The sequence below is a fragment of the Bradyrhizobium sp. STM 3561 genome, assembly GCF_045571455.1.
In the GTDB taxonomy this organism is placed as follows: domain Bacteria; phylum Pseudomonadota; class Alphaproteobacteria; order Rhizobiales; family Xanthobacteraceae; genus Bradyrhizobium; species Bradyrhizobium vignae.
Genome location: NZ_CP120695.1, coordinates 5619113 through 5644322 on the forward strand (window position 1 = coordinate 5619113; position 25210 = coordinate 5644322).

A 25210-nucleotide genomic window follows, 5' to 3' on the forward strand; every position below is an offset into this window, starting at 1 on the left:
GTCGCTCCAACCCCGTCATTGCGAGCGCAGCGAAGCAAATCCAGAGTGTCTCCGCGGACGCATTGCTGGATTGCTTCGCTGCGCTCGCAATGACGGTGAGGGACTATCTCGCTATAACAATCGGCAACACACCGATGCCGCGAGGTCCCATGCCCAGCTACCGCCTGCACTACTTCCCTGAATCCGGCAACAGCTACAAGCTGGCGCTGATGCTCACGCTTTGCGGCGAGACGTTCGAGCCGGTCTGGACCGATTTCGCCGGCGGCGTTACGCGCACGGCGGAGTGGCGCCGGAACGTGAACGAGATGGGCGAGATTCCCGTGCTCAAGATCGACGGCGCGAAGATGACGCAGACCGCGCCGCTGCTGCTGAGACTGGCCGAGCAATACGGCCGCTTCGGCGCCGAGACGGAGGACGAGAAGTTCGAGCTGCTGCGCTGGCTGTTCTGGGACAACCACAAGCTCACCGGCTACATGGCGACCTATCGCTTCATGCGCGCCTTCACCGAAAAGAGCGATTCTCAGGTGCTGAAGCATTTTCGCCGGCGACTCGAGGATTTCCTCGGCATCCTCGACGGGCACCTCCAGCACAATGAATTCGCGATCGGTGCGAAGCCGACGGTCGCCGACATCTCGATGATGGCCTATCTGCACTATCCGAGCGACGAGCACGGCTTTGATTTCGCGCAGAGCCATCCGGCCGTTCATGCCTGGCTCGGCCGCATGGCCGCGCTGCCAGGCTGGAAGCCGGCCTATGAGCTATTGCCGGGCAAACGGATGACGAATTACGCGAAGTGAGGCTTCCTCTTTCCCCTCTCCCCGCATGCGGGCAGAGGCGAAGAAAAGCTACCTCAGCGACAGCCAGCCGAGCGTGAACAGGATCCCGCCGACGATGACGGCCAGCGCAACCGCCCAGGTGCTGACGCGGATGCTGCCGGTGATCTGCTTGGCTTCTTCATTCCGCGCAATCTCGCGATTGCGCTCCTTGTTGGCTTGCCTCGTATCCGCCATGAATCATCCGAATCGCTTCTTGCGCGTGATCTTTTCGGAAAACCGCTACACACTTTGCACTGGCGCGACCCTCCGGGTCCGGATCACGCGCTAACGCGTCTTGATGAAGCACATGCCGATGCGGCGCGAGGCCGCGGCAGCCTGACAGGTGAGACCGTTAGCACAGCTCCATGACGTAAAACTCTCATCCTGCGTTCCCGATCCCGCGTCTTGCAGGGAACAATGCGCGCCCCAGCCGTCCTGATATTCGGTGCCGGCGAGCTCGCTTCCGCCGCGGGTCTGCGGCCGGCTGGCAAATCCGCGTGAGAAATCGGGGTGTTTTCCGGCCGCGAACGCGGTCAGGATGTCGCGGCGGCGGAGCTGATCGCCGAAGAAATGCGGCGAGGCCGGCACGATGGTGGAATTCGATGGCTTGTCAGCAAGCCAATCGACGCCCGGAAAATGGAATCCGCCGATGCCGCGGGTCTGATGGCAGCCGGCGCAGGTGACGTCGTTGAGACGGCGCTGGAAGCCTGCGACCGAGCGGACATTCTGCATGTCGACGCCGCGTGCCGCCGCCTGCTTCAGCGCGCTGACCACGTCATTGTCGGTGAAGACGCCATCGCCTTTGCCCTCTCCTTGCATCATGCCGAACTCCGGCTGCAAGGCCGAGGCATCGAGGCCGGCGGGGGTCGGTACCACCGCAGCCTTGGCCAGGAATTTCTCCGGGATCAGCACGGTGCCACGATCGAACTCGCGAAGATGATCGGGCGCGAGCAGCCAGGTCTTGAAGTCGCGCCGCAGCACGTCGTCAGCAAGAATCCGGTCGCGGTCGATCTGGTTCTCCAGTGTCGATTCCTCGAAGGTCTTGCTGGCAGCGTCGTACTTGAACACCTTGAGCAGATAGTCGGAGCGGAAATCGTGCAGCGCCGATTTCGGTGCGACCGAGACCTGAATGTTGGTCTCGATGCGGTCGAGCATGGCGTCGTGAGGCGGGAGGCGGCTGCCGATCAAATCTTGCCAGTCGGCATTGTCGAGCCAGCGCCGCGCGACATCGGCGCAGCTGATCGACTTGCCGTTCCCGTCCGTCTGGCGCACATCGCGCGCCTTCATCACGAGGTTGAACGTCATCGGCAGGCGCGTTGCGGTCTTGCCGCCATCGGGCCCGCTGTCGAAACGCGTCAGACGATAGATCAGCCGGATCTCGCCGCAGGACCCTTCAGAGACATAGGCACGGTCCATGCGATTGACGATCCCGGCCAGCACGAAGCGCGTGTCGTGCGATCTCAGATTGGCGAGGTCGAACAGTTGCGCATCAAAACCCTCGCCGACGCCGATGGTCTCGCCCGGATATGTCACCTTGTACCGCGCGATGTAGCGCTCGAACTCCGCATCGATAGCCGGCACGATCTCCTTCAGCTGCGGCAGAGACACGAACATCAGCTCGGTCGTGAGCGGGACGTCCGCGTTCCGCTCCGGCGATAGCAGACGTGGGATCGTCAGCGTATTGTTCTGGTCGAGCTTGCGCAGGAGATCGGGATCGGTGATCGCGATGCCGCGCGTCAGCGCAGTGTTCTCCGCTGCGAAGAGCGAAACGACACCGCCCAGCAATGCGACGGCAGCAACGAGAATTCGCAGCGCGCGGCTCATGCCTCAGGTAACACCGCGCAGGGACGCCTATTCAAGCAAAAAAGGCGCCTCACAGGGTGGTGAAGCGCCTCTGCGACGGTCGAATATCGAATGTTCAGCGCGCGACGATCAGGCCCCTGCTGGTGACGACCACCCAGCGGCCGTCCTGGCGGCGAATTGCATCGACGCGGCCGACCCCGGGTATGGGGTCGCCGGGATAGACCTCGTAGATGCCGTAGCGGCCCTCGATCAGCGCACCGCCGTTGCCGGCGTTGCGCAGCCGCCAGCCCTCGACCGTCGGGAGACGTCCAATCTCGGTCTTGGGCGCGGCGGGAGCGGGAGCCGGTGCGGCCGCAGCAGTCGCGAGCTGGGTCGGCGCGATCGAGCCGGTGGTCTCCTTGGCCGGTGCGGCCGTGGCTTGCGCAGGTGCGGCGGGCGGAGTCGCGCGGAGCTTGTCGACGGTCTCAGACAGCTTGGCGATCTTGGCCAGCGGCTCGGCCTGCGCCTTTTCGAGCTTGTCGAGGCGCTCGTTGGTCCGGCTCAACTGGCTGACTCCGGTCTTCGAGCTCTGCTCGACATTGGCCTTCAGTGCGACGAGATCGGCATCGATCCGGGCGACGGACGCATCCAGCGCGCTGGTATCGGCGACCTGTACTGGCGCCTGGGCCGGGGATGCGAAATGCATCATGCCGGCGGTCGCGAGCGCACCGCTGATCGCGCCGACGCCGGCGGCAATCGCCACCGCGGCAGCCATGGCCGAGAGGCGGCGCTTGCTACCGGTTTCGCGCGGCTCGTCCGCCTTCACATGCGGAGCGAACTCCTCGCGCTCCCAGGTGCGGTCGGCAGGCGACATGACGATGAGCTTGCCGAGCTTCGGCTCGGGATTGGCTTCGGTCTTAGCTTCGAACTTCGGCACCTCGATCCGCGGCGGCTCCACCTTCGGGGCTTCCGCCTTGACCGGATCCGGCTTGGGCGGCGCCTCGTGGTCGGGGGCAATCGAGGGGGCCTCGATACCGGCGGCAGCCTCGACGGCCTGCGGCGCTGCGGCGTCGACAGCACCGGAATCCTGGGCAGCCTGCTCGGGCAATGGTTCGCTCACGGCTCAAATACTCCAGTCTCGGTTGACCTTTTGGTAACTTTCATTGCTTGCGAAATCCTTACCTTCGGATCCGCTTACCGAAATTTTAGGAACTCATCCGGGGCCGAATTAGGCCGGGAAAATGGAACCGGTGTGGCGGGCGTGAAACAGTTTGTAATCGGGGCAAGATGAATGGCGGCGCAACGGACGGGCCGTCGCGTTCGCGGCGCGCTGAAGAAGCGGGCGCTTCAGTGCGACGGCGAGAGAGTTAACGCGTCCGCTGCGTCCACATCGTCATTGCGTGTGGGGCGTCAGCCGGCATTCACATCACCACCGGCGCATCCGGCAGCTCGTTCGGATGCGGGCCGCCCGGCGGGAAATGGCGCGCCAGTTCGCGCGACACCGCCTCGATGCCGGCGATCACACCGCGTTCGAACTGGCCCGATCTGAAATCGGCCTCCATCGCCTGGCAGATGGTCTCCCAGCCCTCGGCGCCAACCTTCGCGTCGATGCCGCGGTCGGCGATGATCTCGACGTCGCGGTCGGCGAGCAGGAGATAGATGAGGACGCCGTTGTTGTGCGCGGTGTCCCAGATGCGCAAGTGCGAGAACACGTCGAGCGCACGCTCGCGCGCCGGCTGGTTGCGGAACAGGGGGCCGCCGTCGAGCGCGCCTTCGACCACGAAGCGGATCTGGCCGGAATGGGAGGCTTCGCCGCGCTCGATCGCCTGCTCGATGCGTTCGAGCACGGCTCGCGGAAAAATCTGCTTCGCCCGCCAATGATGCTGCACGAGATGTCGGGCAATGCGCTTGATGCTCATGACTGCTACCAGCTCCCCGAGGCGCCGCCGCCGCCGAAGCTGCCGCCTCCGCCGCTGAAACCGCCACCGTCGCTCGACGATGATCCGCTGCTCCAGCCGCCGGACGAGGAGCCGCTCGACCAGGAGCCGCCGCGCGAGCGGCCTGTCGCCGATCCCACCCCCAACAGATCCGCGATGAAGGTCAGGATGGCGCCGAGCACACCGGCGCCGAGGCCAATCACGGCAGACTCCAGCACGAACCAGGCGAGGACGCCGACGATGACTCCGGCCACCACCGAACCCAACAGACGCCCGAACATGGCGCGCAGAAATCCGCCCACGACGAGGGGGCCGAACAATACGAAGTAAAACAGCGGCTCGATGTCGTTCCAGCTGCCGAAATTCACGCTGCGCGAGGGCGTCGGCAGGGGCTCGCCGTCGATCACGCGGATCATGCGATCGACGCCCGCCGAGATGCCACCTGAAAAATCGCCGCTGCGAAATTTCGGCGTGATGTCCTCGTCGATGATGCGCCGCGAGGTGACATCGGTGAGCGCGCCTTCGAGGCCGTAGCCGACCTCGATGCGCAAATGCCGGTCGTTCTTGGCGACGACGAGGATCGCGCCGTCATCGACCTTCTTGCGCCCGATCTTCCAGACCTCCGCGACGCGGATCGAGAATTGCTCGATCGTTTCCGGCTCCGTCGTCGGCACGATCAGGACGGCGATCTGGCTGCCCTTGCGGTTCTCGAACTCGCGCAATTTTTGCGACAACGAGGCGATGTCGCTGCTGGAGAGCGTGCCGGTCTGATCGACGACGCGGCCGGTGAGTTGGGGGACGGCGACGTCGGCGCGGGTGGGGAATGCGAGGGTGAGAAGCAGTGCGATGGCGAGGACCAGTGCGGCGACCAACGAATACGCCCGCCACATTCGCGCTGTCATCGCCCGCGCAGGCGGGCGATCCAGTATTCCAGAGGCCGCGCTGCTCGAGCCGTGAAGCCGCGGCGTACTGGATTCCCCGCTTTCGCGGGGAATCACAGTGGAGTGTGGGGCCCGCATCGGAAGCCGAACGCAGCTACTTCGACGGCGCTGGTGACGGATTGAAATCCACCTTCGGCGCGGTCGAGATCGCCTTCTCGTTCTCGACCGAGAAGTTCGGCTTCTCCTTGTAACCGAACGCCAGCGCGGTGAGGTTGGTCGGGAAGGAGCGGATGGTGACGTTATACTCCTGCACTGCCTTGATGTAGCGGTTGCGCGCCACCGTGATGCGGTTCTCTGTGCCCTCCAACTGGGACATCAGGTCCCTGAACAAGGCATCGGACTTCAGCTGCGGATAGTTCTCGGTGACGACCAGGAGACGCGACAGCGCGCTGGAGAGCTCGCCCTGGGCGGCCTGGAATTTCTGGAAGGCGGCGGGATCATTCAGCACCTCCGGCGTTGCCTGGATGCTGCCGACCTTGGCCCGGGCATTGGTGACACCGAGCAGCACGTCCTTCTCCTGCTGCGCAAAGCCCTTCACCGAGTTGACGAGATTGGGCACGAGATCGGCGCGGCGCTGATACTGGTTCACGACCTCGGACCAGTTGGCTTTGATCTGCTCGTCCTCGGTCTGGATCGCGTTGTAGCCGCAATTGGTCAGGCTGAGCGAGGCCAGCGCCGCCAGCACGGTCAGGATCTTGCGCATCAAATTTCTCCCGGTGGAATCCTGTGATTCAATATCAGATAGCGATCACACGATGCCAGCTTCCCGCGTCATTCCGGGGCGCGAAGCGAACCCGGAATCTCGAGATTCCGGGTCTGGTCCTCCGGACCATTCCGGAATGACTGCGGCGAATGGGGCACCCCAGCCGACTGACGCAAGCCCCTTGCCTATCGCAGGCGGTCATAGTCAACTCCGGCAAAACAAAAGCGGAAACGCCAGGAGGAGCGCGATGTCCTCGTTCGAGACCATTCTCGTGGAGCGGCCGGAGCCGGCCATCGTCCGTGTCGTGATGAACCGGCCCGAGGCGCGCAACGCCCAGAACCTGCAGATGACCTACGACCTCAACGCCGCTTTCGATGCAGCGGTGCAGGACGACGCGGTCAAGGTGATCATCCTCGCCGGTGCGGGTCCGCACTTCTCGTCCGGCCATGACCTGCGTCCGGGCGGCAAGAACGCCGCAGGCGTCGATTTCCCGCCGATCGGAAATTGGGGCGGCTTCGCCGAACCCAACGCGCATGGCCGCTTCGCGCGCGAGCAGGAAATATATCTCCAGATCACGCGGCGCTGGCGCAACCTCGCCAAGCCGACCATTGCCGAGGTGCACGGCAAGTGCATCGCCGGCGGTCTCATGCTGGCCTGGGCCTGCGACCTCATCGTCGCCAGCGACGATGCGCAGTTCTGCGATCCCGTCGTCACCATGGGCGTCTGCGGCGTCGAGTGGTTCGTGCATCCCTGGGAGCTCGGGCCGCGCAAGGCCAAGGAGTTCCTGTTCACCGCCGACAGCTGGAGCGCGCAGGACGCGCATCAGCTCGGTATGGTCAACCAGGTCGTGCCGCGCGCCGAGCTGTCATCGCGGGTGCTGGAGCTGGCGCGCCGGATCGCGACAAAGCCCTCCTTCGCGCTGAAACTGACCAAGGAGGCGGTCAACCGCTCGGTCGACGTGATGGGCCAGCCCGCCGCGATCGACCAGGCCTTCGCGCTGCATCAGCTCTGTCACGCGCATAATCTCCAGGAGTTCGGCATGATCGTCGATCCCTCCGGCCTGCATCCCTCCGTGCGCAAGCCGCCGACGGCCGCGGAGTAGACGCAATGGACCTGAATCTCAGCGACGAGCAGAAATTGCTGCGCGGGAGCGTGGAGCGGTTCGTGGCCGAAAGCTACGATGCCGATCACCGCCGCAGAATCGCGAATGATCCGCTCGGCTTCAGCCCTTTGGTGTGGAAACAGTTCGCCGACCTCGGCTGGCTGGCGTTGCCCCTTCCCGAAGAATTCGGCGGTCTCGGCGGCGGCGCGGTCGAGATCGGTATTCTGATGGAAGCCTTTGGCCGCGGGCTCGTGTCGGAGCCCTATGTAGCGACCGTGGTGCTCGGGGCCGCGCTGATCGCCAGATGCGGCACCACGAAGCAAAAGCAGGCGAGCCTGTCCAAGATAGCGGACGGATCATTGAAGCTCGCCTTGGCGCATTCCGAGCGCGCGGCCCGGTTCGATCTTGCCAAGGTCACGACCAGCGCCACCAAGACGTCGCAAGGCTGGCGCCTCGCCGGCAGCAAGATCGCCGTGCTCGACGGACATGCCGCCGACGAGATCATCGTCTCCGCCCATATCCACGATCACCGGGGGCCGTCGGGGCGGATCGGCCTGTTCCTCGTGCAGGCGACGACGCCGGGCCTCGTCATCAACGATTATCCGCGTCTTGGCGGCGGACGTGCCTGCAACATCGAGCTGTTCGACGCGCATCTGCCGGAGGATGCCCTGCTCGGCGACGGCAGCGATGCGCTGCCGGCGATCGAATGGGCAGTCGATCGTGCCATGGCCGCGCTGGGTGCCGAAGCTGTCGGCATCATGCAGACGCTGCTCGACACCACGCTCGAATACACCAAGATTCGAAAGCAATTCGGCCGGCCGCTCTCGGCCAACCAGGTGATCCGCCACCGTCTCGCCGACATGGCGATGCAGGTGGACGAGGCACGCTCGATGGCGCTGCGGGCCGCGTTGAAGGTGGATGCTGCGCCGATCGAGCGTGCCCGGGCGGCGTCGGGCGCGAAAGCCAAGATCGGCAAATGCGCGCGCTTCGTCGGTGAGCAGTCGATCCAGCTTCACGGTGGCATGGGCGTCACCGAGGAGCTCGAGGTCGGCGCCTATTTCAAGCGGCTGGTCGCATTCGACACGCTGTTCGGCGGCAGCGCGCATCATTATGCCCGCCACGCCGAACTTGGCCGCAGGGCCTGACACCGGGAGAGCCTCATGGACCTGTCGTTCAATGTCGAGGAGCGTGCCTTCCAGGACGAGGTGCGCGGCTTCATTGCAAAGAATCTCACCGAGGAGATGAAGCGCGCGACCGCGCTGACGCCGTCGGTGTTCTCCGATCCTGATATCGGCATGGCCTGGCAGCGCGCGCTGCACCGGCAGGGCTGGGGCGCGCCGGGCTGGCCGGTCGAATATGGCGGTCCCAATTGGACGCCGGCACAGCGCTGGATCTTCGAGACCGAATGCGCGCGGGCCGGCGTGCCGAACGTCAACGTGATGGGCGTGAAGATGGTCGGGCCCGTCATCATCGGCTTCGGCAGCCCCGAGCAGAAGAACTTATACCTGCCGCGGATTCTCTCCGGCGAGGATTATTGGTGCCAGGGTTATTCCGAGCCGGGCTCCGGCTCCGATCTGTCCTCGCTGAAGACGCGCGCGGTCCGCGACGGCGACGACTACATCATCAACGGCACCAAGATCTGGACCACGCATGCCCATCACGCCAACCGCATGTTCGCACTGGTGCGCACCAGCGACGGGCCGCGGCAGCAGGACGGCATCAGCTTCATCCTGATCGACATGAAGACGCCGGGCATCACGACGCGCCCCATCCTCACCATCGGCGGCGACCACGAGGTCAACCAGGTGTTCTTCGACGACGTCCGCGTGCCCGTCGCCAATCGCGTCGGCGAGGAAGGCAAGGGCTGGACCTACGGCAAATATCTGCTCGAGTTCGAGCGCGGCGCCGGCATCGCCTCCGCCAAGCTGCGCGAGGGCCTGAAGGCGATCGCGGATCTCGCCTGCTCCGACCTCACGGGCCGCGCAATCGACAGTCCCGACATCGCGACGCGGATCTCCGAGGTGGAGGTCGATATCGACGCGCTGGAAATGACCGAGTTGCGCGTGCTCTCGGCGCTGCAGACCGGGCAAAATCCCGGCGCGGTGTCGTCGATCCTGAAGCTGCGCAACAGCGAGATCCGCCAGGCCGTGACGCGGCTGGGCGCCGACGTGATCGGCCACGATGCGCTCGCAGTCGAGCCGATGCGCCCGCTCTACAAGCTCAACCACGAGCCGGCGACACCTGAGGAAATGCTGACGGTGATGCCTGAATATCTCAACGGCCGCGCCTACACGATCTTCGGCGGCACCTCGGAAATCCAGCGCGATATTATTGCGAAGATGATGCTCGGGATTTGATGGCTGCGGCCCTCTCCACCGTCATTGCGAGGAGCCCTTCGAAGCAATCCAGAACTGCCGCTGCGGAAAGATCCTGGATTGCTTCGCTGCGCTCGCAATGACGGTGCCCTTGAAGGCTTACCCCGCCGCCTTCGCATCCCGGATCGCCTGCCAGATCTTCTGCGGCGTCAGGGGCGTGTTGAGCTGGGTGATGCCGAGATCGGCGAGCGCGTCCATCACGCCGTTGGTGACGCAAGGAGGGCCGCCGATCGCGCCGGATTCGCCGCAGCCCTTGGCGCCGAGCGGATTGGTGCGGCAGGGCGCCGAATCGTCGAGCGTCACCACGATCGGCGGAACGTCGTCGGCGCGCGGGATGCAGTAATCCTGGTAGCTCGCGGTGAGGAGCTGGCCGTCGGCGTCGTAGGACACGCCTTCATACAGCGCCTGGCCGATCCCTTGCGCGACGCCGCCATGGATCTGGCCGGTGACCAGCATCGGGTTCACGGCGATACCGACGTCATCGACCGTGGTGTAGCGCACGACCTTGGAGACGCCGGTCTCGGGATCGATCTCGACCTCGCAGATATGCGTGCCGTTGGGCCAGCTCGGACCATCGACCTCGCCTTCGGAATCGACGCTGAGCTTGGCGCCGCGCTCCTTCTCGGCGAGATCGAACAGGCTGATGCGGCGGTCGGTGCCGACCACGGTGAGCATGCCGCCCTGATATTCGATGTCCTCGACCGAGGTCTCCAGCACGTTGGCCGCTTTCTCGCGCGCCTTCTGGATCAGGTCGTTGGAGGAGACCGCGACCGCCGTGCCGCCGACGAACAGCGAGCGCGAGCCGACACTGCCGAAGCCCATGGCGAGATCGGTGTCACCCTGGACGACGTCGATCTTGTCCATGGGAATGCCGAGCGAGTCGGAGATCATCTGGGTGTAGGTGGTCTGCAGCCCCTGCCCCATCGCCATGGTGCCGGAATGCAGCACGACGCGCCCCTGAGAGGTCGCGTGCAGGCTGACCTTCTCGGTGTGGGCGCGGCCGCCGGTCCACTCGATGTAGGAGGTGAGCCCGCGGCCGTAGAGCAGGCCCTTCTTCTTCGCCGCCTTCTTGCGCGCGGCAAAGCCGTCCCAGTCGGCGAGCTTGACGGCACGGTCGAGCATGTGGGCGAAGGCGCCGGAATCGTAGACCTGGCCGGCGGCATTGGTGTAGGGCAGCTGCGCCGGCTTGATGTAGTTCGCTTTCCGGATCGCGCGCGGATCCATGCCGATTTTTCGTGCGGCCGCGTCAAACAGGCGCTCGACGATGAAGACGGCTTCGGGTCGGCCGGCGCCGCGATAGGCACCGACCGGCGCGGTGTGGGTCATCACCGTCTTCACTTCGAAATGCACCAGCGGCAGATCGTAGACGCCGGTCTGCACGAAGGGCCCGAGCACCAGCGGAATGATGTTGGCCGCGCCCGAGGAATAGGCGCCGGTACAGCCGATCGACTTGACACGATAGGCCAGCACTTTGCCTTTCTCGTCCAGCGCGAACGAGGCCGTCGAGGTGAGATCGCGGCCATGGGTGCCGCCGACAAACTCGTCGGTGCGATCGCCGCGCCAGCGGATCTTCTTGTTCAACTTGGTCGCGGCATAGGCGACGATGCCGTCTTCCGGATAGAGGTTGGTCTTCTGGCCAAAGCCGCCGCCGATGTCGCCGACCAGCACGCGCACGCTGTCCTTGGGACGCTTGAGCACGGCTTCCGCCAGCACGTCGCGGGTCGAGGCCGGGGTCTGCGACTGCACGTGCAGGAGGAGACGGCCGGACTTCCTGTCGATCTCGGCAATGGTCGAGCGCGGCTCCATCGCGGAAGGAACGAGGCGCTGGCTGACGATGTCGAGCTCGACCGTGTGCGCGGCCTTGGCAAAGGCCTCGTCGACCCTGGCGGCGTCGCCATAGCTCATCGCGCCGACGATGTTGTCGGGTGCCTCCGGCCACACCACGGGCGCGCCGGGCTTCACGGCTTCGACGGGATCGACCACCGCGGGCTGCACGTCGTATTCGACCACGATCGCCTCGGCGGCGCTCTGCGCCTCCACGCGCGATGAAGCCACCACCGCGGCCACGGCCTCGCCGGCATGGCGCACGACCTCGTGGGCGAGCAGCCGGCGCGGCGGCACTGTCATCGGCTTGCCATCGGGGCGCTTGAAGATGTTCAACGTCGGGATGCTGCCGATGTCGTCCTTGACGAGGTCCGCGCCGGTGTAGATCGCGGTGACGCCGGGCATTGCGGCCGCGGCGCTGGTGTCGATCGAGACGATCTTGGCGTGGGCATGCGGCGAACGCAGCACGTGCAACCACAGCGCGCCGTCTTCCGGCTTGTCGTCGATGAACTGTCCCTTCCCGGTGAGCAGCCTGAGGTCTTCCAAACGCTTGACGGGTTGCCCCGCTCCGAAACGCAAATTGCCGGGAAGAATGTTCATTCCGTTATGTCCTCGAAATCCGGAAAACGACCGCGGCGGTTTTAACCGATTTTGCGGGTCAGACAACCGAGCCCCGGCGCATCTGCAATGCGCGTCAGAGCCCCTTGCAGGCGCGGATTGGCCCGCTAAGACCTGTCGATATCGATGATGCTTACGTTCACATCACGGGTATCCGAGCCGCGCTTGACCGTGAGCCGAACGGTCTTTCCGGCCCCGGACAGCTCAAGCGCATCGGTCAGGTCGGAGAGGCGTCGCACCGGCTTGCCGTCGGCCGCGGTGATGATATCTCCGACCGCTCCGGTCGAAAAGTTGACACCACGAATTCCCGCGCGCTCGGCAGGACTGCCGGGGGCGGTCCGGACCACGATCACCCCTTCGACACCAAGCCGCGTCGACACATCCTCGCTGGCGGCCACGATGCCGATACCGGGTGTCGGCACCCGGCCGTTGCGGATGAGCTCGGGCACGATCCGGTTCACGACATCGACCGGCACCGCGAAGCCGATGCCGGCGTTGGAACCCGACGGCGATATGATCGCGGTCGTGACGCCGATCAGCCGGCCGGCAGAATCCAGCAGCGGTCCGCCTGAATTGCCCGGATTGATCGCGGCGTCCGTCTGGATGACATTGGCAATCTCCCGGCCGCCATGAGTCGGGAGCCTGCGCTTGAGCGCGCTGATGATGCCGCTGGTCATCGATTGATCCAGCCCGAAGGGGTTACCGATCGCAAAGGCGGATTGCCCGACCTTCAGGTCGCTCGAGCTGCCGAGCGCCACCGGCGGAGGCAGTTCGCGCACACTGCGGATCCGCAGCACCGCAAGATCGTAATTGGGAGCCGTGCCGACCAGATCGACCTGGGCCACCTCTCCCGACGCAAAACGCACGGCGATTTCCTCGCCATTGGCCACGACATGATTGTTCGTCACGAGATGGCCCTCACGGTCCCAGACGAATCCCGTGCCGGAAGCGCCGCCCTGGGCTTCCTCGCCCATCAGCGGATTGGCCGCCGATTTCGCCGCCACCTGGACGACCGAGGGAGACACGCGCTCGAAGATGTCGATGGTGGCCTTTTCGGCCTCGGACAACGGCCCGCGCTGCTCGATGGCTCGCGCGGCAGGCGTGGTCCACGGCACATGCTGGATCTTCGCGGCGGTGACCACGACGAGCAGAGCGGCCAAAACTGCCGCGGCAATTCCGTAGCGACGATTCATGGGTGATCACTGCGTGTGCTGAAGACCATGCTCGGAATGCAGATACATAAGCTGGCGGACCTCGCTCACGCAGCAACGTCCCAAGCGGATGGAAGTTTCCCGGTCAGGCAGATGGGGAACGGCTTGGCTCTTGGCAGGCGTCCGAGGACATATTGCCGCGTGACAATCGGCTATGCCAACTCCCTCAGCGCGGCTTCGACGATCCTGCGCTGCTCGACTGTCAGCGCGGCCTGCGGCGGGACGGGGTCGCCGACGTCGTAGCCCTGGATCGAAAGGCCGGCCTTGATGCAGGCGGCGAGGTTGAAGCGGGCGAAGGCTTCGTTGATGCGCCACAGCCGGCGCTGGAGCGACATGGCCTCGTCCCAGCGGCCGGCCCTGCAGAGGTCGTAGAGCATCACGCTCTGGCGCGGGATGATGCAGGCAGGTCCCGCCATCCAGCCGCGGCCGCCGATCAGCATCACCGCCGCCGGAATGTGGGCGGAGGCGGAGAACACGCGCAAGGCGTCCCCGCAGCGGTTCATGATCGAGAGCAGCCGGCCGGTGTTGGTCGAGGCGTCCTTGATGTAGCCGATGCGCGGATGCTCGGCGAGGCGCGCTATGACGTCGAGGGTGAGATCGGAGCGCTGGAATTGCGGATTGGTGTAGATGACGACGGGAATGTCCACGGCATCGGCGATGGCGCGGAAGTAGGACTCCACCTGGACATCCGAGAGCGGGAAATAAGCCTCCAGGATCGCCAGGATGCCGTCGGCGCCGAGGGCCTGATAGGCTCTCGCCTGCGCCACCGCATCCGCCGTCGAAGTGGAGGCAACGCCGGCTACGACCGGCACGCGGCCCCTCGCCGCCTCGATCGTGGTCCGTACGACAGAGGTGCGTTGCGCTGCATTGAGATAGGCGAATTCGCCGGTCGAGCCCAGCGGCGTCAGCCCGTGGACGCCGGCAGCGATCAGGTCCTCACATAGCTTCGCAAGGACGTTCGTCCGCACCGTGCCGTCGGCATCAACGGGAGATACGAGGTAGGGAAAGACGCCGTGGAATTCGGACATGTCGGGCTCCCGGAGAGCAGCTGGCACCCGACGGTATTACCAACGCCAGCTCCAGCGATCAAACCTTGAGCAAGCGTACCCGCGTGCCCCAGGGATCGATCGCTTCCAGGCCGTCGGCAAGCGCCGTGACCTTCACACCGTTCTTGCGCAGGCGCTCCTCCTGGGCGGCGAGCAGCTCCGGCTTCGCCATCATCAGAGAAAACCAGGCAAGTCCCGTCGTCTGCTCATCGCGTTGGCCGGCGCCCTGGCTCTGCCAGACGTTCATGCCAAGGTGATGGTGGTAGCGGCCCGACGACAGGAACGCCGCGCCGTCGCGGCGGCGGGTCGGGTCGAGACCAACCGTGCCATGATAGAAGCTCTCGGCCTGCGCGAGATCGCCGACGCGAAGATGCATGTGGCCGACGCGCATTCCGTCCGGCGCTTTGGCATAGTCGGCAACGCGCGTATTGGTCAGCGACAGCAGGTCGGGGATGTTGAGCTCGTCGGTCGCCATCTTCACGCTGCCCTCGCTCCATTGCCATTGCGAAGGGTCGCGGTCGGCATAGACCTCGATGCCGTTGCCCTCGGGATCGTCGAGATAGATGGATTCAGAGACGAGGTGATCGGCAAAGCCCGACAGCGGCACGCGATGCGAGGCCGCGTGAACCAGCCAGCGCGCCAGATCCTTGCGGGTCGGCATCAGGAAAGCGGTGTGATAGAGGCCGGCGGCGTTGCGCGGCTCGATCGCCGCATCGGGACGAGCTTCCAGCGCGAGCAGCTTGATGCCGGCCGTGCCGAGCTTCGCGCCGGTTGCCGAACGCTCCATCACGGTGAGACCGATCACGTCGCGGTAGTAGTCCGCGATCTTCTCGAGATTCTTCACCCGGAGCGTCACCATGCCGACCCGCATCGGCGTGCGGCTGGCATAGGTCGGGCCGCCGCCCTGCGGTGTGCCCTCGGCGCGCGCCGCCGCTGCGGCGGCCATCGCAAGCGAGGTGGCGCCGGCCAGTTGAAGCAGGGTGCGGCGGGTGAGATCGATGGTCATCTGTCAGGGCTCGCTGAAATCCTTGGTGCCAAAGGGCGCACTTTCGGGATTGCTACACGTTCCCGTGAGGCGCTCCCAATCACATGTTCGTCGGCCGTGGTCCTGCGGCGGACCGCCCTGTCCCTGCTCTGGTCCTGGCCACCCGGCCAGTTTCGCAATCGTGCGCGGCATCCCAGATTGAGGGCAACTACAGGAGCCTGCCATGACTGATTCAACTCCTCTGACCTTGCTGTCGTCCGCGCTCGCGGACGTGGTGGCGCGCACCGCGCCCTCCGTCGTCTCCGTGCATTCGCATCGCGCCCGCGCAACCGGCTTTGCCTGGAAGCCCGGTCTGATCGTCACTGCCGATGAGGCGCTGGCCGACGAGGGCGAGGTCGAGATCGGCCTCGCTGACGGCAGCCGGGTCGCGGCCACGATCGCCGGCCGCGACCACACGACCGACATCGCGCTGCTACGCACTGAGGCCGCTGTCGCACCGGTCAAACTCGCCTCCACGGTCCCGCCCCTCGGCGCGCTGTCGATCGTGGTCGCCACCCATCGCGAGACGCCGAGCGCCGCGCTTGGAATGGTATCGGCGTCCGGCAAGGGCTGGCGCTCCTTGCGCGGAGGCGACATCGACGCCCGGATCGAGCTCGACGTTCGCCTGCGCGATAGCCAGCAGGGCGGCCTCGCGCTCGACGCATCGGGCGATGCCTTCGGCATGGCGGTGCTCGGGCCGCGGCGCGTCCTCGTCATTCCGACGGCGACGATCGAACGTGTCGCGCCGCAGCTTGAGGCACGTGGCCGCATCGCACGCGGATATCTCGGCCTCGGGCTCCAGCCGGTGCGGCTCGACGATGGCGTCGGGGCGATGGTGATGAGTGTCGACAAGGCCGGCCCCTCGGCCGCGGCCGGCATCCGCCAGGGCGACGTGATCGTCGCGGTCAACGACCAGAAGCTGTCCGGCGTGCGCGCCTTGTCGCGGACGCTCGGACCTTCGAGCGTCGGCGCGGTGGTCGAAGTCGCCGCCCGCCGCGGCGGCGAGCCGGTCAGCTTCAAGGTCACGGTCGGCGAGAGGCCTGAGGCGTGAGCGAGGACAACGCGCCCGAGATCGTGCTGTCGCTGGAGATCGACGATCCCGCTCTCGCCGATCGCCTGGCGAAGCTGCTGAGCAACGTCACAGGGTTACGCCTCGCCGCGCCCGGCGAAGCGGCCTCAGTGACGGTTGTCGCCCGCGACCCGCGCATCAGGCCCGACATCGCGCTGACCCAGCGCGAGCTCGACGTGCTGGCGCTGATGGCCGAAGGCGCCTCCAACAAGATGATCGCCCGGCAGCTCGGCATCTCCGTGCACACCGTGAAATTCCACGTCGGCTCGCTGCTCGACAAGCTGGATGCCACCGGACGCACCGATGCGGTCGCGCATGCGGCGCGGCGTGGCGTGATCGAGCTTTGACACCGCCGGGCGTCACGGCGCCGACGTCGCTCGGAAGCGGAGCTCGACCTTCAGGCCCGGCGCATTGTCTTGCAGCGCAACCTCGGCGCCATGAAGGCGCGCGACCGCGGCGACGAGGCTGAGGCCGAGACCATTGCCCGGCGTGTAGCGGCTCTGCTCGAGTCGATAGAAGCGCTTGAAGACGTGATCGCGCTGCTCGGCGGGAATGCCGGGACCGTCGTCGGCAATGGATATCAACGCACCGCCATCGGCTCTGCGGCAGCTCACGGTCACCTGCCCGCCCTTGCGGCCGTGCTTGATCGCGTTGTCGACGAGATTGGCGATGGCGTCGAACAGCAGGTCGCGGTCGCCGGTGATCGCCACCGCGCGGTCACCATCGAGGCTGAGGCGCGTGGCGACCTGCTCGGCGGCGGCATCGTAGAGCTCGACGACCTCGCCGGCGATCTCGGCGAGATCAAGCGCGCGGAAGGCACCGGTGCGGGCCCGCGTCTCGATCTCGGAGATCCGCGTGATGGAGGCGAACATGCCGAGCACGGCATCGAGATCGGCGATGGTGTCGCCGATCAGCGCCGCGTCGGCTTCGCTGTTGCGCGGCGCGTGGAAGGCCTTCTCCAGCCGGCCGCGCATGCGCGTCAACGGCGTGCGCAGATCATGCGCGACATTGTCGCTGACCTGCTTGACCTCGCCCATCAGCGTCTCGATGCGGTCGAGCATCTGGTTGAGATTTTCGGCGACGCGATCCCACTCGTCATTGCTGCCCCGCAGGGGAATACGCTGGTCGAGGCCGGAGAGCATGATGGCGCGGCTGGTGGCGTTGATCTGTTCGATCCGTCCGACCGTGCGTCGCGTCACCAGCACGGCTGCGAGCCCGGCGAGCACCAGCAGCAGCGCAGCGACGGCAGCCATCGCGAGCTCGATCATGCCGGTGAAACCGTCATGATCGACGACAGTGCCGACCCGGCGCTCGACATAGGCGAGCGTGCCGAAATAGACATAGGCCATGATCGCCGCCACGATCAGCCCGAATGTCGCGATCGCGATCAGCGCCAGGCGGAAGGTCGAGGAGCGGAGGGTCTTAGCCAGGAGCACGGAGACAGTATCCGATGCCGCGGATGGTGTGGATCAGCGGATAAGCCTGGGCGTCGTCGACCTTGCGGCGGACGCGCCCGACATAGACGTCGATGATGTTGGTGGAGGGATCGAAATGCAGGTCCCAGACATGCTGCAGGAGCATCGCGCGGGAGACGACGCGGCCCTCGTTGCGGACGAGATATTCGAGCAGCTGGAATTCACGCGGCAGCAGCGGAATCTTGCGGCCGCGGCGGCTCGCGCTACGCGCGATCAGGTCGATGGCGAGATCGCCGACGCGCAGCAGCGTTTCCTTGGCGATGGTCTCGCTGCGGCGGCCGAGCGCCTCCAGCCGCGCCAGCAATTCGGTGAAGGAAAATGGCTTGACGAGATAATCGTCGCCGCCGGCGCGCAGGCCGCGCACGCGGTCGTCGACTTCGCCGAGTGCGGAGATGATCAGAAAGGGTGAGGCGACGCCGTCATCGCGCAGCTGGCGCATCACGCTGATCCCGTCGATATCGGGTAGCATGCGGTCGATTGTGATCACGGCATAGTCGCGCGCCGAACCATGGCTCAGCGCTTCGCGCCCGGTGGCGGCGAGATCGACGTCATAGCCCGAGGTCGTCAGTTCCTCGACGAGCTGGCCTGCGGTTTCCGGATCGTCCTCGACGACCAGGATGCGGCGGTGACCTCCGGTCATGCAAGACTCCGCGCGACGGTCGCCACCAGACTATCCCGTTCCGGGGCTGAGCGGAACTGCCCGGTGGCGATCGCGACAATGGTGCGGTCCGGCGATGCTAGTACCAATCGTACCCGCACACATTGACCCATTGCCATCCGTAGGGCGTCCAGCTCCTGCGCCAGCAGCCGTCATAGTAACTGGCATAGATGAAAGGCGCGCCGAAGAAGGCGAAGCGGTGGAAGCGATGATGCCGGAAGAAGAAGGCATGTCGGCCAATGAAGGGCCTGTGGAATGCCGTGCCGGCAAACCGCGGTCCGAAGGCGGCGCGGGTCGCGAACGGCGCACCGGCAAAGCGCGGCCCGATCGCCGCGTGAGCGGCCATCGGGGAACCGGCGAAGCGGGCGCCACCGAAATGAGCGCCGCCCATGCCGCCCATCCGCATGCCCCCGCCCATTCCGCCGACGTGCATGCCGCCACCACCGAAATGCCCGCCGCCAAAGCCACCATGGCCGCCGCCGCCAAAACCACCGCGCGCGAGAGCGGGCGCCGCAGCCGCCAGCGTCGCAGCAACTGTCGCCGCGACGAGCCCTGTGAGAAGCCTGTTCTTCATCGGAATATCCTCCTTGCAGTGCAGCGCTAGTCCCGCTGCACGAAGGGGATCAGGAGATGCGAATGGGCTGTCCCTATCAACTTACAAATGCGCCAGTTTCTGACGCCGGTGTTAGGGAGGGCAGGCTCTCTCCCCGTCATTGCGAGGAGCCTTTGCAACAATCCAGAGTCCCGCCGCGAAAGCGGTTCTGGATGGCTTCGCTGCGCTCGCAATGACGATGTGGAGAGAGTTTGCCGTACGGCGAGTAGCCGACCTCTCTCCGCAAAGAGCGGGGAGAGGCAGAAGTCACGCCCGCTTACCGCCGCTCTTCTCCGCAGCCCTGCGCAGCGCCTCCGCGAGAGCGCCGCCGCCGGAGGACTCCTGCTTGCGCGGCGCCGACGAGGTCATACGGCTCGCGTTGCGCGAGCCGTTGTCGCGCTGCATGCCGGGAGCGTCCTTCTTGGCGCCGACCTCGTCGTCGAGGCGCAGCGTCAGCGAGATGCGCTTGCGGGCGACCTCGAAATCCAGCACCTTCACCTTGACGATGTCGCCGGGCTTCACCACCTCGCGCGGATCCTTGATGTAGCTCCTGGACATCGCCGAGATGTGCACGAGGCCGTCCTGGTGCACGCCGATGTCGACGAAGGCGCCGAAGGCAGCGACGTTGGTCACGGTACCCTCGAGGATCATGCCCTTCTTCAGGTCCTTGATCTCCTCGACGCCCTCCTTGAACACGGCAGCCTTGAACGCCGGTCGCGGGTCGCGGCCGGGCTTTTCCAATTCGCGCAGGATGTCGGTCACGGTCGGCAATCCAAACCTCTCGTCAACGAAATCCTTCGGCTTCAGCGTGCGAACGACGTCGCTGTTGCCGATTAATGCCTTGATGTCGCTCTTGGTCGCTTCGAGAATCCGGCGCACCACGGGATAGGCTTCGGGATGCACGCCGGAGGCATCGAGCGGGTCCTCGCCGCCGAGGATGCGCAAGAAGCCCGCGCACTGCTCGAACGCCTTCGGCCCGAGCCGTGGCACGTCCTTGAGCGACTTGCGCGACTTGAACGGGCCGTTGGCGTCGCGATGCGCCACGATGCTCTGGGCAAGGCCGGAGCCGACGCCCGACACGCGTGCCAGCAGCGGCGCGGAGGCGGTGTTGACGTCGACGCCGACGGCATTCACGCAATCCTCGACCACGGCATCGAGCGATTTGGCGAGCTTGGCCTGGCCGAGGTCGTGCTGATACTGGCCGACGCCGATCGCCTTGGGCTCGATCTTGACGAGCTCGGCGAGCGGATCCTGCAGGCGACGCGCGATCGAGACCGCGCCGCGCAGCGTGACATCGAGGCCGGGCAACTCCTCCGAGGCAAAGGCCGAGGCCGAATAGACCGAGGCGCCGGCTTCCGACACCACGATCTTGTTCATCTTCAGCTCAGGCAGCCCCTTCACCAGCTCGGTCGCGAGCTTGTCGGTCTCGCGCGAGGCGGTGCCGTTGCCAATCGCGATCAGCTCGACGCGATGCTTCAGCGCGAGCCGGCCGAGCGTCGCCAGCGACTCGTTCCACTGCCGCTGCGGCTCGTGCGGATAGATCGCGGTGGTGTCGACCACCTTGCCGGTGGCATCGACGACGGCGACCTTCACGCCGGTGCGGTAGCCGGGGTCGAGCCCCATGGTGACGCGGGTGCCGGCGGGCGCCGCCAGCAAGAGGTCGCGCAGGTTCGAGGCGAACACGCGCACGGCCTCGGTCTCGGCCGAGTTCCACAGCCGCATCCGCAGGTCGATGTTGAGATGGACCTGGATCTTGGTGCGCCAGGCCCAGCGCACGGTGTCGATCAGCCAGCGGTCGCCGGGGCGCTTGAGATCGGCGATGCCGAAGCGCTTCATGATCTTGAGTTCATAGGCACTCGGCACGCCCGGCGGCGGCGCTTCGGCCTCGGCTTGAATTTGCAAGTCGAGGATCTCTTCCTTCTCGCCGCGGAACATCGCGAGGATGCGGTGCGACGGCAGCTTGGTCAGCGGCTCGGAGAAATCGAAGTAGTCGGCGAACTTTTCGCCCTCGGTCTTCTTGCCGTCGCGCACCTTGGAGGCCATGCGCGCGTTGGTCCACATTTCCTCGCGCAGAGCACCGATCAAGTCGGCGTCCTCGTCGAACCGTTCGACCAGGATGGCGCGGGCACCATCGAGCGCGGCGGCGGCATCCACCACGCCCTTATCGGCGTTGACAAAGCCTTCCGCCACGACCTTCGGATCGTTGCCGGGCTCGGCCATGAGCTGATTGGCGAGCGGCTCGAGGCCGGCTTCCTTGGCGATCTCCGCCTTGGTGCGGCGCTTCGGCTTGAACGGCAGGTAGATGTCCTCGAGGCGTGCCTTGCTGTCGGCGGCCATGATGGAGGCTTCGAGGGCGGCGTCGAGCTTGCCCTGCTCGCGGACCGATTCGAGGATGGCCTTGCGGCGGTCTTCGAGCTCACGCAGATAAACCAGGCGCTCCTCCAGGGTGCGCAATTGCGCGTCATCGAGCGCACCGGTCGCTTCCTTGCGGTAGCGGGCGATGAAGGGAACGGTGGCGCCGCCGTCGAGCAGCGTCACCGCCGCCTCGACCTGCTCGGCGCGAACCCCAAGCTCCTGCGCAATTTTCTGGTTGATGTTGGCCACGCGAGATTCCCTCTGTCAAAGCACGCGGCGCAGGGGCGAACCACCGGCCGCGGGACGGAGCTTATGGACCAACCAAGGTTGATTCATCAAGGTGCGGCGGAGGACCTTCGACAGAGGATTTTTTGCTGGATCGATGCGATCTCGCCACATTCGTGGGGGCTGGCGGCTTCTCTCTTGCGTCGCGGCAGACCAGAATAGCCGGCCGTCATCCTGAGAGGGTGTGAACCTTTTTCAGGCTGACGGTGAAAGTGCATCGCTTGCAGCTTGACATCAGCCCCGCGTTCCGCGCCTGCTTGATCCGCCGGACCACCGAACTCTGAGGACCAGTATGCCTGCAACATCGGTCGGCGTTTTCAAGATCGCGACCAGCGGCCCCGGCGACGTCTCCGGCCTCATGAGCCTGATCAGCTCCGGCACGATCGATCCCAAGTCGATCCTCGCGATCCTCGGCAAGACCGAGGGCAATGGCGGCGTCAACGACTTTACGCGGGAATATGCCGTTGCCGCGCTGTGCACCGCACTTGCACCACACCTCAACCTGCCGCCGCACGACGTCGAGCAGCGCATTGCCTTCGTGATGTCCGGCGGCACCGAAGGCGTGCTCAGCCCGCATGTCACGGTATTCACACGCCGGACGGTCGAAGCTCGTCCGGACGGCCGCTCCGGCAAGCGGCTGAGCATCGGCATGGCGCAGACGCGGGACCTCCTCCCTGAGGAGCTCGGCCGCGCGACGCAGATCACGGAAACGGCGACGGCCGTGAAGGCCGCGATGGCGGACGCCGGCATCAGCGATCCCGCCGACGTCCATTTCGTGCAGATCAAATGCCCGCTGCTCACCAGTGATCGCATCGCGGCGGCAGCGGCGCGCGGCAGCAAGACAACGACGACCAGCGCCTACGCCTCGATGGCCTATTCCCGCGGCGCTTCCGCGCTCGGCGTCGCCGTCGCGCTCGGCGAGATCGCGCCTGGTATCCGCGACGAGGACGTGCTGCGGCGCTACGACCTGTTCTCGAAGGTCGCCTCGACCTCGTCCGGGATCGAGCTGATGCACAACGTCGTCATCGTGCTCGGCAATTCAACATCGTCAGCAAGTGAGTTCGAAATCGGGCACGCCGTGATGAAGGACGCGATCGATGCCGCCGCAGTGATGGCGGCCCTGAACAGCGTCGGGCTTGGTACTACGCCGCAATCAAGCCGTGAGCTCGTCAACGTCTTCGCCAAGGCCGAGGCTTCGCCTGACGGCAGCGTACGCGGCTTTCGCCACACCATGCTGGAGGACACCGACATCAGCGCGACGCGCCATGCCCGCGCTGCGGTCGGCGGACTGCTCGCGGGCCTTGCCGGCAATGGTGCGGTCTACGTCTCCGGCGGCGCCGAGCATCAGGGACCTGCGGGCGGCGGGCCGGTTGCAGCGATCGCGCGGCTCTCTTCCTGATAGGGCGACCCCACCGCGCCGTGCAACCCTGCCCCTCGCGCCGGCTCGGTTGATTCACGCCCGCCCTTGCGAAAAAGGTGACGCTGCTACCGAGGGGATTTGATTTCATGACTTTGCCGATGAGCTGGAGTGAATGGGCGCAGCACGATGGCGTCGCGCTGGCGGGACGCGTCCGCAAGGGCGAGCTGACGGCGAAGGAACTGGCACGGCAGGCCGCCGCGGGCATCGCCAAGGTCAATCCGGCACTGTCGGGCGTAGTCGAGCTGTTCGAGGACGTGATCGCCGATCCCGCCAAGGATGGCGCCAATCTTGCGGGTCCGTTCGGCGGCCTGCCCTTCCTGATGAAGGACCTCGGGCCGACCATGAAGGGCCGGCTCCAGGAAATGGGCTCGCTGTTGATGCGCGGCAATCGCGCCGCGGCCGACACGTTCCTGACAGGTAAATTCCGTCAGGCGGGGCTCAATCTGATCGGGCGCACCACGACGCCGGAATTCGGCGTATGCAGCTCGGCCGACAATCCCGCCGTCTACGTCACGCGCAATCCCTGGAATACCGACTACACCACCTGCGGCTCGTCAGCCGGCAGCGCCGCGATGGTCGCCGCCGGCGTTGTGCCGATCGCGCATGCGACCGATGGTGGCGGCTCGATCCGCATTCCCGCCGGCGTCAACGGCAATATCGGACTGAAGGTCTCGCGCGGCGTGTTCTCGCTGGCGCCGCACATGTCCGACCTCACCGGCCTCGTCTCGATCCAGGGCTGCCAGTCGCGTTCCGTGCGCGACACCGCCGCCTTCGTCGATCACGCGAGGGGACCGGCGCCGGGCGAGTTCATGCCGTTCTGGACCACGGCGCAGCCTTATTGCGAGATGATCAAGCGGGACCCGGCAAAGCTTCGCATCGCGCTGTCGCATACATGGGGCGACTACACCGCGACGCCCGAGATCGCCGCCGAGCTGGCGAAGGCCGGTCGCTTCCTCGAAGGCCTCGGCCATCACGTCGACTACGCGCTGCCCGAGCTCGATTTCCGTGCCGCGTTCGCAGCGCAGACCACCTGCTACATCTCGAACTTCGCGGTGGTGATCTCCAACTTGCTGGCCGCGCGCGGGCTGGAAAGGCCGCCGGAAGACCTGATCGAGCCCATGAACGTCCGGATCTGGGAAGCCGGCCGGCACACGAGCTTCGCCGAGCGGGCGAAGATGCAAGGCGTATTCAACACGACCTCACGCGGTTTCGGCGCGTTCTTCGAGCAGTGGGACGTGATCCTGACGCCGATCACGGCGCTGCCGACGCCGAAGGTCGGCACCAAGGAATACCTCACCATCTCCGATAATCCCGATGTGCTCGACTGGTTCGGCAATCTCTGGCGCTTCTTCGCCTTCACGCCGCTCGCCAATCTCTGCGGCATGCCGGCGATCTCGCTGCCGATGGCCGCGCAGGACCACGGCCTGCCGCTAGGCATCCAGGCGATCGCCAAGCAGGCCAATGACGGCCTGCTTCTCCAGCTCGCCGCCCAGATCGAACGCGCACTCGATGGCAAGTGGAACGGCGGCAAGAAGCCGAAGGTGCATGTGGGCTGAGAAGCTGGGATTGCCCTGACAGGCGATCGCGCTTCTGCCTCAATTCTTCACCGCCGGGATGTCCTCCGTCGGCTGCTGCTGGCCCTGCTTGTACATCGCGAGCGCCTTGTCGAGCGCTTCGCGCAGCGCCAGCGCGGCGGCCACGCTGCAACGTAAGTGCGCGGTCTGGACCACGTCGACCCTGACGGCGGCGCCGACCGGCATCAGCAGGTTTGCGGCGAGTTCGATCTGGATCGCGCCGTTGTGGTGGCCGAAACAGGAAGCGCCATCGAAATAGATGATCGGCGCCCGCTCGGCGCTGGAGGTCGAAATGGTGACGGGCCCCTGGGCGGTCGAGGGCGTTTCGGGATCGGCCATGGGCACTCCTTACAACGAGTCGAACGAACGGAGCCCCACCATCGTCGCTTCGGACCGCCCTGTCG

At 65.8% G+C, this 25210-nt stretch carries 23 protein-coding genes; 8 read left to right on the plus strand and 15 right to left on the minus strand.

The genetic code is table 11. The features are described from left to right. The first annotated feature begins 149 nt into the window (after positions 1-149). Positions 150-797: a glutathione S-transferase family protein gene (locus tag P6U28_RS26585; RefSeq protein ID WP_407120244.1), complete on the plus strand. Its 648-nt coding sequence runs from the start codon at positions 150-152 to the stop codon at positions 795-797. Between the two features lie 48 nt (positions 798-845). On the opposite strand, the gene P6U28_RS26590 is transcribed toward P6U28_RS26585, so the two are convergent. The 6 genes from P6U28_RS26590 to P6U28_RS26615 all read right to left on the minus strand — a co-directional run bounded on the left by P6U28_RS26590 (position 846) and on the right by P6U28_RS26615 (position 6178). Continuing rightward, entirely contained in the window at positions 846-1010 is a 165-nt protein-coding gene (locus P6U28_RS26590; protein ID WP_164936731.1) for a hypothetical protein, read from the minus strand. Positions 1011-1100: 90 nt separating this feature from the next. Beyond that, positions 1101-2639: a hypothetical protein gene (locus P6U28_RS26595; protein ID WP_129142418.1), complete on the minus strand. Its 1539-nt coding sequence runs from the start codon at positions 2637-2639 to the stop codon at positions 1101-1103. Between the two features lie 94 nt (positions 2640-2733). Continuing rightward, positions 2734-3705 carry a hypothetical protein gene (locus P6U28_RS26600; protein WP_162500548.1) on the minus strand — a complete coding sequence of 324 codons (972 nt, stop codon included), beginning with the start codon at positions 3703-3705 and terminating at the stop codon, positions 2734-2736. Positions 3706-4018: 313 nt separating this feature from the next. Further along, entirely contained in the window at positions 4019-4516 is a 498-nt protein-coding gene (locus P6U28_RS26605) for a TPM domain-containing protein (protein ID WP_122401130.1), read from the minus strand. A 5-nt stretch (positions 4517-4521) separates the two neighbouring features. Then, positions 4522-5436 carry a YgcG family protein gene (locus tag P6U28_RS26610; RefSeq protein WP_122401129.1) on the minus strand — a complete coding sequence of 305 codons (915 nt, stop codon included), beginning with the start codon at positions 5434-5436 and terminating at the stop codon, positions 4522-4524. Positions 5437-5569: 133 nt separating this feature from the next. Then, positions 5570-6178 carry a LemA family protein gene (locus P6U28_RS26615; protein ID WP_122401128.1) on the minus strand — a complete coding sequence of 203 codons (609 nt, stop codon included), beginning with the start codon at positions 6176-6178 and terminating at the stop codon, positions 5570-5572. Between the two features lie 247 nt (positions 6179-6425). On the opposite strand from P6U28_RS26615, the gene P6U28_RS26620 reads away from it, so the two are divergent. From P6U28_RS26620 to P6U28_RS26630, 3 genes are read left to right on the plus strand one after another with little or no spacing between them, the layout of a single operon-like run. Continuing rightward, positions 6426-7280: an enoyl-CoA hydratase gene (locus tag P6U28_RS26620; protein WP_162500135.1), complete on the plus strand. Its 855-nt coding sequence runs from the start codon at positions 6426-6428 to the stop codon at positions 7278-7280. 5 nt (positions 7281-7285) lie between these two features. Next, the gene (locus P6U28_RS26625) at positions 7286-8425 is read left to right on the plus strand and encodes an acyl-CoA dehydrogenase family protein (RefSeq protein WP_407120245.1); all 1140 of its coding nucleotides are present in this window, start codon (positions 7286-7288) and stop codon (positions 8423-8425) included. A 15-nt stretch (positions 8426-8440) separates the two neighbouring features. Beyond that, a complete protein-coding gene (locus P6U28_RS26630; RefSeq protein WP_129142419.1) occupies positions 8441-9637 on the plus strand; it encodes an acyl-CoA dehydrogenase family protein in 1197 nt (398 codons plus the stop codon). A gap of 117 nt (positions 9638-9754) precedes the next feature. Here P6U28_RS26630 and P6U28_RS26635 read toward each other — a convergent pair whose 3' ends face one another. The 4 genes from P6U28_RS26635 to P6U28_RS26650 all read right to left on the minus strand — a co-directional run bounded on the left by P6U28_RS26635 (position 9755) and on the right by P6U28_RS26650 (position 15360). After that, the gene (locus P6U28_RS26635; protein ID WP_122401124.1) at positions 9755-12079 is read right to left on the minus strand and encodes a xanthine dehydrogenase family protein molybdopterin-binding subunit; all 2325 of its coding nucleotides are present in this window, start codon (positions 12077-12079) and stop codon (positions 9755-9757) included. Between the two features lie 125 nt (positions 12080-12204). Then, on the minus strand, positions 12205-13290 hold the full coding sequence (locus P6U28_RS26640) for a S1C family serine protease (RefSeq protein WP_129142420.1): 1086 nt from the start codon (positions 13288-13290) through the stop codon (positions 12205-12207). 170 nt (positions 13291-13460) lie between these two features. After that, entirely contained in the window at positions 13461-14336 is an 876-nt protein-coding gene (locus tag P6U28_RS26645; RefSeq protein WP_129142421.1) for a dihydrodipicolinate synthase family protein, read from the minus strand. A 58-nt stretch (positions 14337-14394) separates the two neighbouring features. Beyond that, positions 14395-15360: a VOC family protein gene (locus tag P6U28_RS26650; RefSeq protein ID WP_122401121.1), complete on the minus strand. Its 966-nt coding sequence runs from the start codon at positions 15358-15360 to the stop codon at positions 14395-14397. Between the two features lie 202 nt (positions 15361-15562). On the opposite strand from P6U28_RS26650, the gene P6U28_RS26655 reads away from it, so the two are divergent. Beyond that, on the plus strand, positions 15563-16429 hold the full coding sequence (locus P6U28_RS26655; protein ID WP_129142422.1) for a S1C family serine protease: 867 nt from the start codon (positions 15563-15565) through the stop codon (positions 16427-16429). Further along, a complete protein-coding gene (locus P6U28_RS26660; RefSeq protein WP_407120246.1) occupies positions 16426-16794 on the plus strand; it encodes a response regulator transcription factor in 369 nt (122 codons plus the stop codon). The genes P6U28_RS26655 and P6U28_RS26660 overlap by 4 nt, the downstream gene beginning before the upstream one ends. Before the next feature lie 12 nt (positions 16795-16806). Here the strand turns inward: P6U28_RS26660 and P6U28_RS26665 are convergent, their stop codons facing one another. From P6U28_RS26665 to P6U28_RS26680, 4 genes are all read right to left on the minus strand, one after another. Then, positions 16807-17883 (minus strand): HAMP domain-containing sensor histidine kinase, encoded by a 1077-nt coding sequence (locus P6U28_RS26665; protein WP_129142424.1) that lies wholly within the window; start codon positions 17881-17883, stop codon positions 16807-16809. Further along, positions 17870-18562 (minus strand): response regulator transcription factor, encoded by a 693-nt coding sequence (locus P6U28_RS26670; RefSeq protein ID WP_122401117.1) that lies wholly within the window; start codon positions 18560-18562, stop codon positions 17870-17872. Before P6U28_RS26670 ends, P6U28_RS26665 begins: the two co-directional genes overlap by 14 nt. A 97-nt stretch (positions 18563-18659) precedes the next feature. Beyond that, positions 18660-19154 carry a hypothetical protein gene (locus tag P6U28_RS26675; protein WP_122401116.1) on the minus strand — a complete coding sequence of 165 codons (495 nt, stop codon included), beginning with the start codon at positions 19152-19154 and terminating at the stop codon, positions 18660-18662. 285 nt (positions 19155-19439) lie between these two features. Then, the gene (locus tag P6U28_RS26680; RefSeq protein ID WP_129142425.1) at positions 19440-21776 is read right to left on the minus strand and encodes a Tex family protein; all 2337 of its coding nucleotides are present in this window, start codon (positions 21774-21776) and stop codon (positions 19440-19442) included. Positions 21777-22104: 328 nt separating this feature from the next. Here P6U28_RS26680 and P6U28_RS26685 point away from each other — a divergent pair, with 328 nt between their 5' ends. Beyond that, complete coding sequence (locus tag P6U28_RS26685; protein ID WP_129142426.1) at positions 22105-23211, plus strand: ring-opening amidohydrolase; 1107 nt, start codon at positions 22105-22107, stop codon at positions 23209-23211. 107 nt (positions 23212-23318) lie between these two features. Further along, a complete protein-coding gene (locus P6U28_RS26690; RefSeq protein ID WP_162500134.1) occupies positions 23319-24788 on the plus strand; it encodes an amidase in 1470 nt (489 codons plus the stop codon). A 39-nt stretch (positions 24789-24827) separates the two neighbouring features. Here P6U28_RS26690 and P6U28_RS26695 read toward each other — a convergent pair whose 3' ends face one another. Next, positions 24828-25145: a hypothetical protein gene (locus P6U28_RS26695; protein ID WP_162500133.1), complete on the minus strand. Its 318-nt coding sequence runs from the start codon at positions 25143-25145 to the stop codon at positions 24828-24830. Positions 25146-25210 lie beyond the last annotated feature (65 nt).

What these genes read in the sequence shown, in the direction of transcription:
- P6U28_RS26585 (WP_407120244.1), top strand. Translation starts at nt 150, where the DNA reads ATGCCCAGCTACCGCCTGCACTACTTCCCTGAATCCGGCAACAGCTAC.
- P6U28_RS26590 (WP_164936731.1), bottom strand. Translation starts at nt 1,010, where the DNA reads ATGGCGGATACGAGGCAAGCCAACAAGGAGCGCAATCGCGAGATTGCG.
- P6U28_RS26595 (WP_129142418.1), bottom strand. Translation starts at nt 2,639, where the DNA reads ATGAGCCGCGCGCTGCGAATTCTCGTTGCTGCCGTCGCATTGCTGGGC.
- P6U28_RS26605 (WP_122401130.1), bottom strand. Translation starts at nt 4,516, where the DNA reads ATGAGCATCAAGCGCATTGCCCGACATCTCGTGCAGCATCATTGGCGG.
- P6U28_RS26610 (WP_122401129.1), bottom strand. Translation starts at nt 5,436, where the DNA reads ATGACAGCGCGAATGTGGCGGGCGTATTCGTTGGTCGCCGCACTGGTC.
- P6U28_RS26615 (WP_122401128.1), bottom strand. Translation starts at nt 6,178, where the DNA reads ATGCGCAAGATCCTGACCGTGCTGGCGGCGCTGGCCTCGCTCAGCCTG.
- P6U28_RS26620 (WP_162500135.1), top strand. Translation starts at nt 6,426, where the DNA reads ATGTCCTCGTTCGAGACCATTCTCGTGGAGCGGCCGGAGCCGGCCATC.
- P6U28_RS26625 (WP_407120245.1), top strand. Translation starts at nt 7,286, where the DNA reads ATGGACCTGAATCTCAGCGACGAGCAGAAATTGCTGCGCGGGAGCGTG.
- P6U28_RS26630 (WP_129142419.1), top strand. Translation starts at nt 8,441, where the DNA reads ATGGACCTGTCGTTCAATGTCGAGGAGCGTGCCTTCCAGGACGAGGTG.
- P6U28_RS26635 (WP_122401124.1), bottom strand. Translation starts at nt 12,079, where the DNA reads ATGAACATTCTTCCCGGCAATTTGCGTTTCGGAGCGGGGCAACCCGTC.
- P6U28_RS26640 (WP_129142420.1), bottom strand. Translation starts at nt 13,290, where the DNA reads ATGAATCGTCGCTACGGAATTGCCGCGGCAGTTTTGGCCGCTCTGCTC.
- P6U28_RS26645 (WP_129142421.1), bottom strand. Translation starts at nt 14,336, where the DNA reads ATGTCCGAATTCCACGGCGTCTTTCCCTACCTCGTATCTCCCGTTGAT.
- P6U28_RS26650 (WP_122401121.1), bottom strand. Translation starts at nt 15,360, where the DNA reads ATGACCATCGATCTCACCCGCCGCACCCTGCTTCAACTGGCCGGCGCC.
- P6U28_RS26655 (WP_129142422.1), top strand. Translation starts at nt 15,563, where the DNA reads ATGACTGATTCAACTCCTCTGACCTTGCTGTCGTCCGCGCTCGCGGAC.
- P6U28_RS26670 (WP_122401117.1), bottom strand. Translation starts at nt 18,562, where the DNA reads ATGACCGGAGGTCACCGCCGCATCCTGGTCGTCGAGGACGATCCGGAA.
- P6U28_RS26675 (WP_122401116.1), bottom strand. Translation starts at nt 19,154, where the DNA reads ATGAAGAACAGGCTTCTCACAGGGCTCGTCGCGGCGACAGTTGCTGCG.
- P6U28_RS26685 (WP_129142426.1), top strand. Translation starts at nt 22,105, where the DNA reads ATGCCTGCAACATCGGTCGGCGTTTTCAAGATCGCGACCAGCGGCCCC.
- P6U28_RS26690 (WP_162500134.1), top strand. Translation starts at nt 23,319, where the DNA reads ATGACTTTGCCGATGAGCTGGAGTGAATGGGCGCAGCACGATGGCGTC.
- P6U28_RS26695 (WP_162500133.1), bottom strand. Translation starts at nt 25,145, where the DNA reads ATGGCCGATCCCGAAACGCCCTCGACCGCCCAGGGGCCCGTCACCATT.